At 70.4% G+C, this 14,709-nt stretch carries 14 protein-coding genes and 1 pseudogene; 7 read left to right on the forward strand and 8 right to left on the reverse strand.

Annotation, left to right across the window (positions count from 1 at the left end; all coding sequences use genetic code 11):
• Positions 1–103: 103 nt before the first annotated feature.
• Positions 104–850, forward strand: coding sequence for an SDR family NAD(P)-dependent oxidoreductase (locus P8A20_RS00445; RefSeq protein ID WP_147961591.1), 747 nt, complete (start codon positions 104–106; stop codon positions 848–850).
• Complete coding sequence (locus P8A20_RS00450) at positions 847–1,914, forward strand: aldose 1-epimerase family protein (protein WP_147961590.1); 1,068 nt, start codon at positions 847–849, stop codon at positions 1,912–1,914. Before P8A20_RS00445 ends, P8A20_RS00450 begins: the two co-directional genes overlap by 4 nt.
• Positions 1,915–2,034: 120 nt before the next feature.
• Here the strand turns inward: P8A20_RS00450 and P8A20_RS00455 are convergent, their stop codons facing one another.
• The 3 genes from P8A20_RS00455 to P8A20_RS00465 form a co-directional block, all read right to left on the reverse strand.
• Positions 2,035–2,406, reverse strand: coding sequence for a CU044_2847 family protein (locus tag P8A20_RS00455; RefSeq protein ID WP_306102618.1), 372 nt, complete (start codon positions 2,404–2,406; stop codon positions 2,035–2,037).
• A 4-nt stretch (positions 2,407–2,410) separates the two neighbouring features.
• On the reverse strand, positions 2,411–5,941 hold the full coding sequence (locus P8A20_RS00460; protein WP_306102619.1) for a S1 family peptidase: 3,531 nt from the start codon (positions 5,939–5,941) through the stop codon (positions 2,411–2,413).
• A 265-nt stretch (positions 5,942–6,206) separates the two neighbouring features.
• Entirely contained in the window at positions 6,207–6,728 is a 522-nt protein-coding gene (locus P8A20_RS00465; protein ID WP_147961587.1) for a hypothetical protein, read from the reverse strand.
• Between the two features lie 273 nt (positions 6,729–7,001).
• Here P8A20_RS00465 and P8A20_RS00470 point away from each other — a divergent pair, with 273 nt between their 5' ends.
• On the forward strand, positions 7,002–7,850 hold the full coding sequence (locus P8A20_RS00470; protein WP_306102620.1) for an SAM-dependent methyltransferase: 849 nt from the start codon (positions 7,002–7,004) through the stop codon (positions 7,848–7,850).
• Positions 7,851–7,857: 7 nt separating this feature from the next.
• Here the strand turns inward: P8A20_RS00470 and P8A20_RS38910 are convergent.
• A pseudogene (locus P8A20_RS38910) lies at positions 7,858–7,962 on the reverse strand (DUF6891 domain-containing protein); the annotation flags it as partial.
• Positions 7,963–8,087: 125 nt separating this feature from the next.
• Positions 8,088–9,266, reverse strand: coding sequence for a P1 family peptidase (locus P8A20_RS00475; RefSeq protein WP_147961585.1), 1,179 nt, complete (start codon positions 9,264–9,266; stop codon positions 8,088–8,090).
• Positions 9,267–9,596: 330 nt separating this feature from the next.
• Here P8A20_RS00475 and P8A20_RS00480 point away from each other — a divergent pair, with 330 nt between their 5' ends.
• The gene (locus P8A20_RS00480; protein ID WP_306102621.1) at positions 9,597–10,733 is read left to right on the forward strand and encodes a PQQ-dependent sugar dehydrogenase; all 1,137 of its coding nucleotides are present in this window, start codon (positions 9,597–9,599) and stop codon (positions 10,731–10,733) included.
• Positions 10,734–10,871: 138 nt separating this feature from the next.
• Here P8A20_RS00480 and P8A20_RS00485 read toward each other — a convergent pair whose 3' ends face one another.
• Positions 10,872–11,252 (reverse strand): peptidoglycan-binding domain-containing protein, encoded by a 381-nt coding sequence (locus P8A20_RS00485; RefSeq protein ID WP_147961583.1) that lies wholly within the window; start codon positions 11,250–11,252, stop codon positions 10,872–10,874.
• A 282-nt stretch (positions 11,253–11,534) separates the two neighbouring features.
• Here P8A20_RS00485 and P8A20_RS00490 point away from each other — a divergent pair, with 282 nt between their 5' ends.
• Entirely contained in the window at positions 11,535–12,071 is a 537-nt protein-coding gene (locus P8A20_RS00490; protein ID WP_147961582.1) for an NUDIX hydrolase family protein, read from the forward strand.
• A gap of 186 nt (positions 12,072–12,257) precedes the next feature.
• Here P8A20_RS00490 and P8A20_RS00495 read toward each other — a convergent pair whose 3' ends face one another.
• Entirely contained in the window at positions 12,258–12,539 is a 282-nt protein-coding gene (locus P8A20_RS00495; RefSeq protein ID WP_147961581.1) for a hypothetical protein, read from the reverse strand.
• Positions 12,540–12,812: 273 nt separating this feature from the next.
• On the opposite strand from P8A20_RS00495, the gene P8A20_RS00500 reads away from it, so the two are divergent.
• Both P8A20_RS00500 and P8A20_RS00505 read left to right on the forward strand, forming a co-directional pair.
• Positions 12,813–13,130, forward strand: a complete 318-nt coding sequence (locus tag P8A20_RS00500; protein WP_306102622.1) for a helix-turn-helix domain-containing protein — start codon at positions 12,813–12,815, stop codon at positions 13,128–13,130.
• Positions 13,131–13,196: 66 nt separating this feature from the next.
• Positions 13,197–13,661, forward strand: a complete 465-nt coding sequence (locus P8A20_RS00505) for a hypothetical protein (protein WP_306102623.1) — start codon at positions 13,197–13,199, stop codon at positions 13,659–13,661.
• Between the two features lie 180 nt (positions 13,662–13,841).
• Here P8A20_RS00505 and P8A20_RS00510 read toward each other — a convergent pair whose 3' ends face one another.
• Positions 13,842–14,324 (reverse strand): DedA family protein, encoded by a 483-nt coding sequence (locus P8A20_RS00510; RefSeq protein WP_147961579.1) that lies wholly within the window; start codon positions 14,322–14,324, stop codon positions 13,842–13,844.
• Between the last annotated feature and the right edge of the window lie 385 nt (positions 14,325–14,709).

The raw sequence follows: 14,709 nt of genomic DNA on the forward strand, positions 1-14,709 counted from the left end.
ACCGGCAGCGCTAACATTCACGCTATGCGGGCACCGCTCGCAGTGTCAACGCCTCGATCCGCCCCGCGGCGCCCGGCCGGCACCGGGAAGATGGGAACCACCGATGAGTCAACCGCAAGCAGCACTCGTGACCGGCGCCGGCGGCGCCCTGGGACGCGCCATAGCCTCCCGTCTGGCCGCCGACGGGCACGATGTGGCCGTGCTCGACCGCGACTCCGCATCGCTGGAGCAGACGGTCGAGGAGGTGCGGAAGTCAGGTGCCCGCGTCCTGCCTCTGACCACCGACCTGCGCGACGCACAGGCGGTCGAGGCGGCCGTCGAACGGTCCGCGAGCGAGCTGGGCACTCTGCGCGTCCTGGTCAACAACGCCGCCATGTACCCGAGCCGGCCCTTCCTCGATGTGCCGCTGGCGGAGTACGAGGACGTGGTCGCGGTGAACCAGCGCGCCTACTGGGTAGCCGCTCAGGCGGCCGCGCGCCGCATGACCGGCACGGGCGGCGGGGCGATCGTGAACGTCGCCTCGATCACCATGCACGGGGGCTGGGACTCGCTCGCCGCCTACGTCTCCACGAAGGGCGCGGCCGTCGCCCTCACCCGCGCACTCGCCCGCGAGCTCGGGCCCGCGGAGATCCGCGTCAACTGCGTCTCCCCCGGCGCGTTCCCCACGGCGGCCGAGCAGATCCACGACGATCCCGAGGCCTATACGCGGCATGTCCTCGACCATCAGGCTCTCAAGCGGCGCGGCCGCGCCGAGGAACTGGCCTCGGCCGTCTCCTTCCTCGCCGGACCGGACTCCTCCTTCGTCACCGGCCAGTGCCTGGAGGTCAACGGAGGGTGGGTGATGGCGTGAAGCTGAACGGACGCGACTACGACCGTCACGCCCTCGCCCGGCACGCGGGCGACCTCACCGCCGCCGGCGGTGTGCGGTCCGTCGTCCTGGACGACGGCACCGAGCGCGGCATCCGCACGCTGGAGTTCCGTACCGGCGCCGGACTTTCCTTCGATGTGCTCGTGGACCGGGCCATGGACCTCGGCGGGGCGGAGTTCCTGGGCCGCGGGTTCGGCTGGCGCTCCGCGACCGGGTTCCGCCACCCCGGCCTGCACGAGTACCGCGACGACGACGGCCTGTCGATGATGCGCAGCTTCTCGGGTCTGCTGCTCACCGCCGGTCTCGACCACACACTGTTCGGCGCCGAGGTGGACGCCTCGCAGTACCGCTACCCGCCGCGCCGCACCGCCTCCCACGCACTGCACGGCCGGGTCGGCAACCTGCCCGCCCGGCTCACCGGCTACGGCGAGCAGTGGCAGGACGAGGACCACTGCGTCCTCTGGGCGGAGGGCGAGGTCCGCCAGGCCGCGATCTTCGGTGAGCATCTGCGGCTCACCCGCCGCATCGAGGCCGATCTGGGCGGCACGGAGATCCGGCTCATCGACCGGGTGACCAACGCCGGCTTCGACCCCACACCGCACATGTTCCTCTACCACATCAACGTCGGCTGGCCCTTCCTCGACGAGGGCGCGCGCTACGAGATACCGCTGCGCCGCACCCTGTGGCAGAGCGACAGTGTCGCTGAACAGGGCGTCTCCCACACCGAGATGCCCGGCCCACTGTCCGGTTTCGTCGAGCAGGTCTACGAGCACGAACTGGAACCGGACGCCGACGGCTCGGTACGGCCCCGGCTGGTGAACGACCGCCTGGGCATGTACTTCGAGCTGGAGTACGACCAGGCGCAGTTCCCGTCCTTCTTCCAGTGGATGCACCTGCGCGAGGGCGCCTACGCTGTGGGCTTCGAGCCCTCCACGCACCATGTGCGGGGCGAGACCGCGGCCCGGGAGGACGGGTCCATGACGTTCCTGGAGCCGGGTGAGGAACGTCTGTACACGACGACGTTCCGGGTAGGCCGGACCGGCTGATCACCTGACGGAGCGGACCGCGTCGCGGGGCCGAACAGGGCCACGGCACGGCGCGGCCGCTCCGGACACGTGCGCACAGGGGCGAGGGAGGGAGGCCGCCGGGGCACAGGCGGCAGGATCTCACCCGGTGCCGGTCGGGTCCCCGGGCACCGGTGGTCCGTCCGTCCCGCGCTCCCACGTCAGCCGGATGACGAAGTTCCCCTCCGCCGCCGTCTTGGCGATGATCGCGCCCGCCTCGGCGTTGATCTTCACTCCGAGCTCGATCTCGACCTTGCCGGGCGGGCTGGGCAACGTGGTCATACGGTCCAGCAGTACAGCCGCGGCCGCCCGCACCTGATCGAAGCTCTCGGTCAGCGTGTGCGCGGCTGTCGCCGCTATCTCCCCCGGCCGCGAGGCACGCACGATCCCGGAGCCGGCGGTCCCGACCTCCACCACCACGGGTGCGCCATGGGCGTCCAGCGGCACACTCAGGAGCTGTGAGTCGTCAGCCACGTGTTCAGTTCCTTTCCTTGCACAAGGTTTCCCGGTGGGCGCCGGGCGGGATGTTCTCGTTCACCGCGGCCGGCAGTCCCTCGTCTCCGAGAATCCTGCAGAAGCGCGCCATCCACCTACGGGCCTCGGTCACGGAGGGCGTGCCGTCCGTCCTGGCCGCAGGCACGGGAAGGCGGTCGAGTGCGTCGCCGTCGCCGGGTCCGACGACAGCGACGGCGCCCATCGACTCCAGAACCACGGACGGCCTGTCGGCCGGTCCGGTCAGCTCCACGACCGACCACGTCTGCCCTCCGCCGATCGTGCGGACGGGGCCGTCACCCGGAGGTGGTCCTTCCGGCGTCAGGTCGGCGAGGCTGTACACGAGCACCTCCGACCCCCCGGACCCCACCGAAACCCCTCTGACCACGACCTGTTGCGCGCTGCGCTCCTCCCGCAGGAGCTGTCCGCCCGGCAGTTCGTGAACCGTGACGCGATGGGACACGTCGAGGCGCCCGGTCCCCGCCTCGGTCTCGACGAGCGCCAGCCGGGTGAGGTCGGGGCTCACGTCCAGATAGACCCCATGCGTCAGAGAGGACTGCCGGCGCAGCACTTCCCGGCCGATCGGCACCTCACCGGTCAGGTCCCACGACTTCACCACGACCGTCGGTTCCGTCACGCCGCCGGACATCCGGTCGGTCACGGTGAGAAGCCGGTCGCCGCCCGCCCCGAGCCACAACTGGTCGACCGTCTCCGGAAGGCCTGGCATGACCTTTCTGATCCGCCCGTCGGCCGGGTCCCAGAAAACCAGTCTTCCGCCCTGTCCGAACAGACCCGTCTGCCCGAGCAGCACCCTGGATTCCGGATCGAAGGCGAACCGGGCGTACTCCGTGGGCAGCGTGAGCCCGGGGACGTCCGGGAGATCAGGCATCTCCAGCCCGGGGATCTCACCGCCCGTGTCCAGGTCCTCGGGAAATTCGTCGCCGCCCCGGGGGGCTTCCAGTTCCCTGATGTCGCCGGTCCCCACGTCCAGCAGCCGGGCCGCCCCTCGCTGCACGTCGTCCTCCGACTGTTCGAGCGACAGGATCGATTCGGCGAGGGCCACCATGGTGCCGTCCGGACTGACCGCGGTGACGTCCGCCGAGATCCCGGTGGCTGTGCGCTTCACGCCCGAAGTGCCCACTTCCAGCATCACCAGCTCGCGCTCACCGGTCAGCGCGGCCACCACCGCCGCCTCGGCGTCGGTGACGGTCTCGGTGGGAAGACGCAGCACGGGCAGCAAGCCGCTGCCTGTGTAACGGGGCGCGAGCAGATCCGCGAACCCGTACCGGGCGTACATCTCGCCGAGCCTCTCCCTGGTACGCGGGGTGTCCTGGGTCCGGTAGGCGCGCAGCGCCAGCAGCAGCGACGTGTACGACGCCCCGAAGTCGCCGGGGTTGCCACCGGTCTCGGCGTCGCGGGACTGCTGCACCAGCACGGCCGAAGCCTTGGCCGCCGCGTCCTCGCTGATGTCCGCGCGCCACGCCCAGATGCTCACCCCCGCCAGCAGGGCGAGGACGACGCCCAGGCCCGTGATCCCGGTCAGGCGCCGCCGGGCGCCTCTACCGCTCGCTTCGACGAATCTCTCCTCGGCGGGTCGCAGTTCGTCGGCGCGGGCGGTGGACCACGAGCGGGCGTCCCGCAGATCCTGGCCGCGCAGCAGCCGTCGCCCGGGGCGGGCGTCGGCGGTCCACAGGGTGATGCGGCGCCGCAGCCCCTCCTGCCACATGCGGAAGTCGCGGTCGTCGGTGACGTAGGTCCGCAGTCTGCCCCACTGGGTCAGCAGTGTCTCGTGGGCCAGCTCGACGGTCTCCTCGGGCGGCCCGGCCTCCGGACGGTACTCCTCGCCCGGGACGAGCAGCCGGGTGGTCATCAGACGCTGGGCCAGTCGCCACTGCTCGGAACGGAGGTCGGAGCGGGCGAGGGTGCGCCGGGTCGGCGCTATGCCCTCGTCGCCCGGGTGGACGAGCTGAACCAGCAGAGCGCGGACCGCCAGCTGTTCGCCCTCGTCGAGGGCGCCGGTCCACGCCTGCTCGGCATGTGTGACCAGGGCATCGTGGACCCGGCCGAGGGACTCGTACGCGTCATGACCGATCCGGCCGTGCCGCTGGCGCTCCCAGAGTTTGGTCAGAGCGAATTCGAGCAGCGGCAGCCTGCCCGGGTCGCTGCCGACGTCGCCGAGGATGCGGTCCACCAGCCCGGGCTCGTACGTCACGCCCGTGCCCGACAGCGGGGACTCCACCACCGCACGCAGCTCCGCGTCGGACATCGCGACCACCGAGAACAGCCGGTGCCCGGCGAACAGCGGCCCGAGGGCCGGATGCTTGAGGGCGGGGTCGAGGAAGTCGGCGCGCAGGCTCGTGACGAGCTGCAGCCGGGATCCGGGTTGCAGGCTGTACGACAACGCGGCGCCGAGGGCGTCCAGTTCAGCGGGTGCGGTGCCGATCAGAGCTTCTTCGAACTGGTCGGCGATCACCAGCAGCCGCTCCTTCCCCTGTCGGGCGAGGAGCCGCTCCACCACCGCCGGGAACTGTCCGTCACGTAAGAGCGCGACGAGTGTGGGAAGTTGGGCCAGGCGGGCGGTCTCCGTCAGCTCCGCCTCCAATCGCGGCAGCAGGGCGAGCGCGAGAGCGTCCAACGGGGTGCGGCCGATCCGGCCGGGACGGAAGACGACGATTTCCGGCTCGGGCCGCTCGCGCAGCCGGGGAAGGACGCCGGCGTACAGCAGGGAGGACTTGCCGCAGCCGGATGGGCCGACCAGGCTGATCGCAGGGGCGTGACGGAGCAGGTCGGCGAGCCGGTCGGCGGGTTCGGCACGGCCGTGGAAGAGGCCGGCGTCGCGTTCCCTGAAGGCTTCCAGGGATCGGAAGGGGCAAGCAGGCAGAGCGGTCGCCGCCAGTGCGGACCAGGTCTCGCGCAGTGTCCGGACGGGAATCAGGTAAGCGGTGCGCACGTCGGACCGCGCGTCGGCGGCTACGACCATGCCGACGATGCCGCCTTCAGCTACGTCCCAGACCGGAGCTCCTGAGAATCCGTGCTCCACCCGGTGTTCGCTGGCGGGGTCGGTGTCGTACTGGAGCCAGCCGGTGCCGGTGGCGCCGCGCAGCCATCCGACGCTCCACGCGCCGTCGTCGTAGTGGCGCGGAAAGCCGAAGGAACGAACCCGTCGGTCGGGGCCGGCGGCGTCCTCGACAAGGCCGGCGATGGGAGCCTTGGCCGGCGGATCGGCAAGCAGCTCCAGGACGGCGATGTCACCGGAACCGTCGGACCGGACGGGGGTCCAGGCGCCTATCCGCGCGGCCACCCGGGTGCCGCGTTCGGCAAGCGGGAAGTCGACCCACACCTGGCCGGCGGGCGGCTCCTGGCTATCCGGCGGCAGCCCGAGCGTCTTGGCGACCACATGCGCGCAGGTGATCACTTCTCGCTGCCCGGCGCGGAAACCGGCGCCTTCGGGTCTGCCGTCGGCGCTCAGGATCCGCGCAACCGAGGCGTCGCTCGGTGCGGCACTGCTCGGTTCCATGGTGTCGCCCCCCGTGCACCGGATCCGTACTGAGTGCGCCGAGCCTAGCCGGGGACCGGGCGGTGCACACAGGGCTGATCCGGACGTGTGCGGGAGCACCTGGCCTGTATGGCGAGGGGGTCACCTCGATGTCCCTCATCCCCTCACCGAGATCGCCGTCGCCGAAGCCCGAGGTGACAGGTGAGGTGTACTCGTGCGCGCCGGGCCGCCGGTGACGGCCGTGGGCAAGCTGTGGAGCGAGGCAAGGAAGATGAGGGGGCGGCGGTCATCGTCCAGGGGGCAGCGGAACAGGCTGTTTGGCGTGTTCGTGCACGGCGATGATGAGCGCGGCCTGAGCGGCGACGGAGCGGCTGTGGTCGCCGTCGTCCAGGGCGGCCAGGACATCGGCCGCGGCCTCACGCACCCGGTGCGGCACTTCCTCCTCGGCGGCGATCCTGTAGGCGTCGGTGCGGCGCGCGGCACGTTCGTCGGGGGTGACGCCGTGGGGGCCGCTCCGGGGGAAGACCGCTGCTTCGTAGTTGCAGACGATCAGCAGGACGTACTGGGCGATGCCCTCGGCGTACCCGTGGGCCATCACTGCCGCCCTGTCACGCGCGTGTGCGGCCATCGCGCGCCGCCGTACGAGGAATGCTCCGACGGTGCTTCCGGCCCCCACGCCGGTGCCCAGGATCAGGGCAGCGAGCGGACCTGCGACGATGAGGCCCACCAGCGCGCCTGCCGCAGTGGCCAGGCAGGCTATGCCGCTGGTGACCAACAGGAGGGCACGGGCCGGTGTCATGGAACTCATGCGGTGCAGTCTGCCAGAGCCCTTCGGTCGCCCGACGTCGCGCTGCACGGCACATGACCGGCGCAGCGGGCCGTGCCGAACACCGCCGGCCCGGTTCGTGCAAGGCCTGTACGGGTGGCAGATGCCGTTCGATGCAGGCGACTGCGGCGTCGGGGGGCTCCGAAGGCATAGGGTCCGTCGACTGACCGGTCCTGCACACAGTCGGCAAGAGGCGTGCGTGCTCCGCAGTGCCGGTGCCCAGCTCATTCGTCGAGACCGCTTGCGAGGGACACTATGTCCGGTGCGACGTCCGGTAGGCCCGTTCCCCCGTACGTGGATGCGACGAAGCCCAGTATCGCCAGGGTGTACGACGCCTTCCTCAGCGGCTCCGACAACTACGAGGTGGATCGCGAGGTTGTCCGCAAGGTGCTGAAGACCGCCCCAGAGGCTGCGGATCTGGCGGTCGAGAACCGTCGTTTCCTGATCCGTGCCTGCCGGTACCTGGCCGGACAGGCGGGGGTCACACAATTCCTGGACTGCGGATCCGGCCTTCCGACAGCGGAGAACACTCATACCGTGGTGCGGAGGATCGCCCCGGACTCACGGGTCGTCTACGTGGACGACGACCCGCTGGTGCTGGCCCACAGCCGAGCGTTGCTGGCGCGGGACGAAAGTGCCGTCATCGTCTCCGGGGACATCTTCGATCCCGAAACGTTGCTGCGGAACGAAGTCGTACGGTCCCAACTCGACTGGGACTCTCCGATCGCGCTGCTGCACATGGGCACCCTGCACCATTACAACGGCGAACACGCGCGCACTCGCCAGGACATCATGCGCTCCTACATCGATGCCCTGCCCCCTGGCTCCTACGTGGCGATGAGCCACTTCCTGGATCCGGAAGACGGATACAGCGCGATGGCCCGGAAGATGGAGGACGTGTTCCTGCACAGCATGATGGGCAGTGGCACCTTCTCCACCGCCGCTGAACTCAAGGGGATCTTCAACGGCTTGGAGCTGATCGCGCCTGGCCTGGTGCGGTGCGTCGACTGGCGGCCCGAGGGCCCGCGTCTGAAGCCGCTCAACGTGGCCCAGCGATGCATCGCCGGAGGCGTCGCACGCAAGCAACAGGCCGGAAACCCGTGAGCCGACACCGGTCACCGTCGCCGCCGATTCGCCGGACCAACCCGGCCAGTTCCTCGGCGGACACGCGGGCGTGCCGCTCCCGGTTCTCCGTCTTCACCACGATCTCGAGCATGCGCGGACTCTGGCACATCCCCACGGCTGCGGACCTACCGGGATCCGGTGAGCCCCTGATGGAAGTACGTCGCTCGCGTGTCGTGGCCCCGCGTCACCTCGATGTCGTGGACCTGACCGCCGTGCTCACCCGAGGGACGTGCCTTTCTCCGTTGTGCCGTACAGGTCCGGGTAGGAAGGGAAGAGGCCGCCGGGGGTGTCGGTGGTCCGGGCGGCGAGCGCCGCGTGCACCACGGCGCGGGAGACCACGTCGGCACCCGCCGCGAGGATCTCGTTGACCGCCGCCACCTCGGTGTGGGCCCGCCAGCCCGTACGGCCCTCGGTCCCGTCCGCTTCGCCGCCGCTCAGGGGCAGTCGGCCGGTCGACAGCGCGAACACGGTGTCGCCGTCGGTCAGCAGGTGCACCGGCCGGATCGCGCGGGCCAGGCCGTCGTGCGCGGTGCCCGCCAGTTTCTGCGCCTGGGGGCGGGTGAGGGCGGCGTCGGTCGCCACGACGGCAAGGGTCGTGTTCAGCTGCCGTACGTCGTCGGTCTGGCGCCTTCGGCTCTCCTCGCGCGCGCTCGCCAGACGTTCCGTCGCACCGGCGTGCACAGCGGCGTCCGGGAACGGGGCGTGCATGCCTCGGGCCCGGAATTCGTCGCCCACCTCCGTCCAGGCTCCGTACAGCGCACCGGTGGACGGGTCCACGAGTGAGCCGGAGGCGTTCACCGCGACGAGGGCCGCGACGGTCGTTCCGGACGGCAGGACGATGCTCGCGGTGCCGATGCCGCCCTTCATGCCACCGGCCACCGCGCCCGTGCCGGCTCCCGCGCAGCCCTGGAGGACTGCCCCGCCCTCTTCACTGCCGAATGCCTCCTCGACGGCCTCCCGCCCGAGTTCCGCCCCTGGCCGGGCTGTCCAGAGACCTCCGCGCCCCAGGTCGAACAGGGCTGCGGCAGGGACGACGGGCACCACCTGGGCCGGGCCGGCACCCACCCGGAAACCTCGGCCCCGCTCCTCCAGCCAGGCGGCCACGCCTGACGCCGCGTCGAGGCCGAAGGCGCTGCCACCGGTCAGCACCACCGCGTCGATCCGTGCCACCAGGTTGCGCGGGTCCAGGGCGTCGGTCTCCCGGGTTCCCGGCCCGCCGCCGCGTACGTCGACCGCCGCGGCCATTCCGTCCTCCGGGGCGAGGACCGCGGTGACACCGGTCAGCCAGCCGCCCCCGGTGCGCGCGGAGTGCCCGACCCGGATCCCGGCCACGTCCGTCAACGCGTTGCGCGGTCCGGTGCGCGGTGCCGGTCCGGGTGTCCGCATCCCACTCATCCGCTGCCCTCAGCTCTCTCGCCTGCCTCGACGGCGCCGGTTCGCACCGCTCTCCCGTCCACATGATCCTCCGGACGGGCCGGACAGGGACGCCGGCTCCCGCAGGAACTCTCCCGGCCGGGAGGCTTCTGCGTCCGGCGCGTCGGCGAACGCCCAGCAGAGGCAGCCGGACAGGGACTTGGTCTATACCAGATTCCGCTGTCCCGGTATCCTCATCCGTGGCCAGTAGGACCATCCCCCACTCAGGTCGCGCGCCGGCTGGACGACACTCTCCTGATTCCGCCCCCACATCCGGGAGACGTCCCCCTTCGCCGCCTCCAGGAGGTCACGGTGAAAGTCCGCACCAGAAGCTCAGCGATCATCGGCGCCGTCTGTCTCGTCGCTTCCCTCGCACTGACCACAGCATCCGCGGACGAGCCCGCCGCGCCACGGCAGGCAGCGAAGGTCGCGCTCAAGAAAGTGGCCACGGCCCAGAATCCCTCCGCCGGCACCGCCGGTCCGGGCGGCACGGTCTGGATAGCCGAACGCGCCGGCACCGTCCGGATCTTGAGTGCCGGCGGGCTCGGTGAACCCGTTCTCGACATATCGGGCGAGACCACGACCGACGGCGAACGTGGCCTGCTGGGCGTGGCCTTCGACAAGGGGTTCGCACACTTCTACATCTCGTTCACGAACCTCGAGGGCACCAGCACCGTGGACGAGTTCGCCGTGCGGGACGGCAGGATCCAGCCGGATTCCCGGCGCACCGTCCTCACTCAGACGCAGCCCTACTCGAACCACAACGGTGGCGACATCAAGTTCGGCCCCGACGGCTACCTCTACATCGCGCTCGGCGACGGCGGTGCGGGTGGCGATCCGCACGGCAACGGGCAGAACCTCGACACTCTGCTCGGCAAGTTGCTGCGGATCGATCCGAGCGGCGGCAGACCGTACGCGATCCCGCCGGACAACCCGTTCGTCGGCGACCCGAACGCCAGGGACGAGATCTGGGCCTACGGGCTGCGTAACCCATGGCGGTTCTCCTTCGACTCCGGCACGGGCGACCTGCTGATCGGTGACGTCGGCCAGAGCGACTGGGAGGAGATCGACTGGGCGCCGGCCGGCAGTGAGGGCGGTGAGAACTACGGCTGGTCCCAGATGGAGGGGACCCATCCGTTCCGTGGTGGCACGGAGCCCGCCGACCACGTGCCGCCGATCCACGAATACGACCGGACCGGGCTGGGCTGCTCGGTGATCGGCGGATACGTCTACCGGGGGAAGGCGATCCCGGACCTTCAGGGTCAGTACGTGTTCAGCGACTACTGCGACGGCACGGTCCGCGCTCTGCAGTTGGAGAACGGCAAGGTGACCGGCGTGAGCGACCTCGGGGTCAACGGCGGCGAAACGGTCTCGTTCGTACAGGGCTGCCAGGGCGAGCTGTACGTCCTCGGCATAGCCGGCAGCATCTCCCGGATCGACCCGGCGTAACGACCGGTGCCGCCCGGGCCAAGGCAACGCACGATCCCGGCCACCGTCCGGCCGCGTCACCCGCAGCAAGTACGACCTCGTGCACGCGTCCGTCGGGCGGCCAGGCGCAGTGGCCTGGCCGCCCCGGTCGCGGTGCCGCTACAGGCCGGGAGTACGCAGGTAGTGCCAGGTGGTCGGGCCGACGATGCCGTCGGCGGTGATACCCCTGGAACTCTGGAAGCGCTTCACGGCTGATTGCGTGGAGGGACCGAACTGGCCGTCGACGCCGGTGGAACCTACGGAGAAGCCCTTGAAGATCAGCAGCGCCTGGAACTCCTGAACCTTCGCACCTGAGTCACCGCGGTCCGCGCGGGTGTTGCTGAGGTGGTAACCGCAGTAGTACCCGATGAAGTCCAGAAGTCTGCATGACACAGCAGCCGCCGCCTGGGGCGCCGCGGGGGCGGCCGTCGAGACGCCGACCGCCGGCACGGAGAGCACACCGACCAGGCCGAGCGTCACGGCCGTCTTTCTCCACCGCATGCGCGGCTCCTTTTCGATCGGGATCGATACGCCACCAACTGTCGGAGTGCCACTGGGATGTGTCAGCGGCAAGGAACAGAAATGGCGAGAATGTGTTGCAGGGGTGTCCGGCCGGGGCCTCTTGCGCAAGCCGGCTCGACCGCACGGGGCCGCACGGACCGGTCAGGACCCGGCCGTACCGGCTCGGCTCCACCCGGCCCGCAACAACGCGCCGTCGGCACGGGACGAGCGGGCTGTGGCAGACATGCGGCCAGAACCCCGGCCGGTAAGTATCATCAAGCGATGTCTGACATGACGGAAACCACGCCCGGCTGGCTCACCACGGACGAACTGGACATGGCCAGGGCCAGGATGCCCGTCCTGTACGTCGAGGCGGTCCCTGTGCGGGTGGACGAGAGCGGTGACGTCACCAGCATCGGGCTGCTCCTGCGGATCGGCGCCGACGGAACCATCAGCCGCGCCCTCGTCTCCGGCCGCGTCCTGCACCACGAGCGGGTCCGTGACGCCCTGCTGCGCAATCTGGAGAAGGATCTCGGCTCGGTGGCCCTGCCGCGTGTACCGGCCTCGCTGCAACCTTTCACCGTTGCCGAATACTTCCCCACCACCGGCGTCACCCCGTTCCACGATCCGCGCCAGCACGCGGTGTCCCTCGCCTACGTCGTGCCGGTGACCGGCGATTGCCGCCCGCGGCAGGACGCACTGGACCTGGTCTGGTTCAGCCCGCAGGAGGCGGCCTCACCGGCTGTGCAGAACGAGATGCCGGGCGGCCACGGAGTGCTGCTGAAGCAGGCCCTGGCCCATATGGGACACACCTACTGAAGGGGCCCTGGCTGCCCTCGGCCGGCCCTGAGCGCGCCGGCCGGCCTGATCGCCCGGGCTCAGCAGGGGGAAACGGGACTGAGAAGACCGTTCCGCACCTCGCGCCGGTCGCGGTTCGGCTCGTGAAGCCGTCGTCGGCCTCCCCAAGGGTGATGGGTAGGCCAACGACGGCAGAAGGTCAGATACTCAGCGGTTGGTCCACAGGTTCCACACCCAGGGCCAGGCGGACCCCTCCGCGCACTGGTAGCGGTCCCAGTGCCCGCGGTCGATGCCCTGCTGGCCGGCCGTCTGGCAGCCGTTCAGGGTCATGAACTTCTCGCGGTGGACGTCGAGGCTCTCGGCTGCCTGCACCGTGGTCACCCGCTGGGACGGCGAGGCGGGCGCCGCGATGGCCGGCGCGACCATGCTGAGGCCCAGCCCGGCCACCGTGATCGCGGTGAAAGCGGACAGTGCGATGCGTACACGCATGATGTGGATCCATTTCTGTAGGACTGTGAGGCCTGTCCCCCGCGGAGTCCGCCGGCAAGGCCAGGACGACCGGCACGCTCACCCCTGAGGGTGATCTGCTCTCGGCCGGTACGCAGAGTTTGCACAGAAACCAGCACCTGACCGGCCACATCCCGCTTGCTTCACCGATGTCGGGATAAATACAGTCCTGACCTGCTGGGATGCAGCTGTCCCGGGACATGGGAACGCCGGCGGGACGCCGTCCCCCCGCTCTGCGAAAGGGCCCCTACTTCGATGACCGGCCAACAGCCCGACCGGCGTGCGGCAGCACGGGAACTGGGGGCGGCGCTGCGAAGTCTGCAGCAGCAGTCGGGGCGCCCTCTGCGCAGCCTCGAAACCGATGTCCGTATCAGCGACTCGTCGCTGTCCCGCTACTTCCGCGGCGAAACCGTGCCGCCCTGGCCCGTCGTCAGATCCCTGTGCCGGGCGTTGAAGGCGGATCCCACCCCTTACCGGGTTCTCTGGGAAGCAACCGGGCACGTCTCACCCGGCGAACCGGACGCCGTGGCGGACACCGGAGCCACGCCAGGTACCGCCGCCGGTGCCGCCTGACCGTCACACGCACGTGGCCCGGTGTGGTGGCACAGGCGGTGCGGACTGCCCGGACCTCACGGGCGCATGACCGGCCGAGGGACTGTCGGGGCGACGGGCGCACTGGTGACCGTCGGCCTCCTGGTGTTCCTGTGGCCCTCGCAGACCACGTCCGATGCTGATCCTGCCGCACGAAGCGCCCGGGGAACGAACGGCGTGTCGGGCGGGAGCGGCCACGCCGGTGTCCTCGTCCACAATGTGGAAGAGGGCTGCCAGAGGCTTCGTACGACCCCGTGTGCGCTCTCCCTGGCCTACAACCCCTACCGTCCGTACGACACCGCCAACTCCGCAGGCCGTGTCTGGCACCACGACCTGCTCCGGGCCACCTGCACCGTCGCGAACGGCGTCACCGTCACCGACGAGAACCTCAAGCACACCAGCATCTGGATCCAGATCACGCACCACGACGAGCAGCTCTGGCTCCCCGGTATCCGCGTCCACCCCAGCCACCTGACCCAGCTCACCACTGTCCTGCCCACCTGCACCGCATGATCAGCGGGCAGCCGCGAAGGCCGGGCCGGCCACATGAGCGTGCTGTCCGGAACTACCGGACGATCCCGTCAGGGGCCGTCCGGTCATCCAGCCGCTTCCGCCCCGCAGCGACCGTGCCGACAGGGGACGGTCGAACTCCCACTCGGCGTCGGGGGGCGGAATCCCCCCTTGCGGGACAGTTCACGATTCGTCGGCAGGGATGTCACCGGGGGACGGGATCGCGCTTCTTCTGCGGTACACCACCAGCCCGCACACCGCGAGAAGGAGGACAGCCACGGCGGACACTCCGAAGGCCGTCCGTTCGGCGAAGAGCCTTCGCAGCACTTCGAGCACCCCGAGCCCCGCAGTCGCGTAGATCAGCGCCCACGCGGCTCCACCCACGAAAAGCGCGGGAAGGTAACGCCGCAACGGCATGCGCATGCTGCCCGCGAGAAAGTTGACGGCGGTCTGGAAACCGACAGTCAGGAAGGAGACGGCCACCACCGGCGATCCCCACCGCTGGATCGCCCGCTCGGCACGCCGGAATTTCGCCGAAGAGGTCGTCCTGGCGAACCTGCTGCGCCGGACACCTGCGCCGGCGAGCCATCCGACGGCGAACGTCCCTCCGGCGCGGAGCAGGACGATCACGTACAGGACTCCGGCTGTGAGCGCGATCTCATCCACGGCGCCTCGTCCCCGGCGCCGGGCCGAGACCCTTGTCCCCTGCTACCCGGACGGGTGGCAGCGCCCTGCCGGGTGCACGGCGCCCACGTACCCGGTCATCGTTTCCCACCTGCGCCCTGCCTCTGCTCCGCCTGTTCCGTTTGCCAGGTTGTCACCTGGAGCACCGGAATCCCAACCCGTATGCCCGGACCCCCGCACCAAGCAAGGCCAGCCTAACCGAACGCGCATACGGCAAATGTAGGGCCCTCGGTCGCCCGGGCGGCAGAACCTGCCGGGTTCGAGGTCGCCCGCGCCCGGCGCCCGGCGGTATACCGGGACCCGCTTCCAGCGCCCGCCGGAGTTGAGGGTCGTCACCGTGAGGTCCACATGCCGGCACGAAGGCAAG

Source organism: Streptomyces sp. Alt3 (assembly GCF_030719215.1).
Classification (GTDB): domain Bacteria; phylum Actinomycetota; class Actinomycetes; order Streptomycetales; family Streptomycetaceae; genus Streptomyces; species Streptomyces glycanivorans.

Bases quoted from the DNA above. Each gene is read 5' to 3' on its own strand.
- P8A20_RS00445 (WP_147961591.1), top strand. From the start codon at position 104: ATGAGTCAACCGCAAGCAGCACTCGTGACCGGCGCCGGCGGCGCCCTG.
- P8A20_RS00460 (WP_306102619.1), bottom strand. From the start codon at position 5,941: ATGGAACCGAGCAGTGCCGCACCGAGCGACGCCTCGGTTGCGCGGATC.
- P8A20_RS00465 (WP_147961587.1), bottom strand. From the start codon at position 6,728: ATGAGTTCCATGACACCGGCCCGTGCCCTCCTGTTGGTCACCAGCGGC.
- P8A20_RS00470 (WP_306102620.1), top strand. From the start codon at position 7,002: ATGTCCGGTGCGACGTCCGGTAGGCCCGTTCCCCCGTACGTGGATGCG.
- P8A20_RS00475 (WP_147961585.1), bottom strand. From the start codon at position 9,266: ATGAGTGGGATGCGGACACCCGGACCGGCACCGCGCACCGGACCGCGC.
- P8A20_RS00485 (WP_147961583.1), bottom strand. From the start codon at position 11,252: ATGCGGTGGAGAAAGACGGCCGTGACGCTCGGCCTGGTCGGTGTGCTC.
- P8A20_RS00490 (WP_147961582.1), top strand. From the start codon at position 11,535: ATGTCTGACATGACGGAAACCACGCCCGGCTGGCTCACCACGGACGAA.
- P8A20_RS00495 (WP_147961581.1), bottom strand. From the start codon at position 12,539: ATGCGTGTACGCATCGCACTGTCCGCTTTCACCGCGATCACGGTGGCC.
- P8A20_RS00500 (WP_306102622.1), top strand. From the start codon at position 12,813: ATGACCGGCCAACAGCCCGACCGGCGTGCGGCAGCACGGGAACTGGGG.
- P8A20_RS00505 (WP_306102623.1), top strand. From the start codon at position 13,197: ATGACCGGCCGAGGGACTGTCGGGGCGACGGGCGCACTGGTGACCGTC.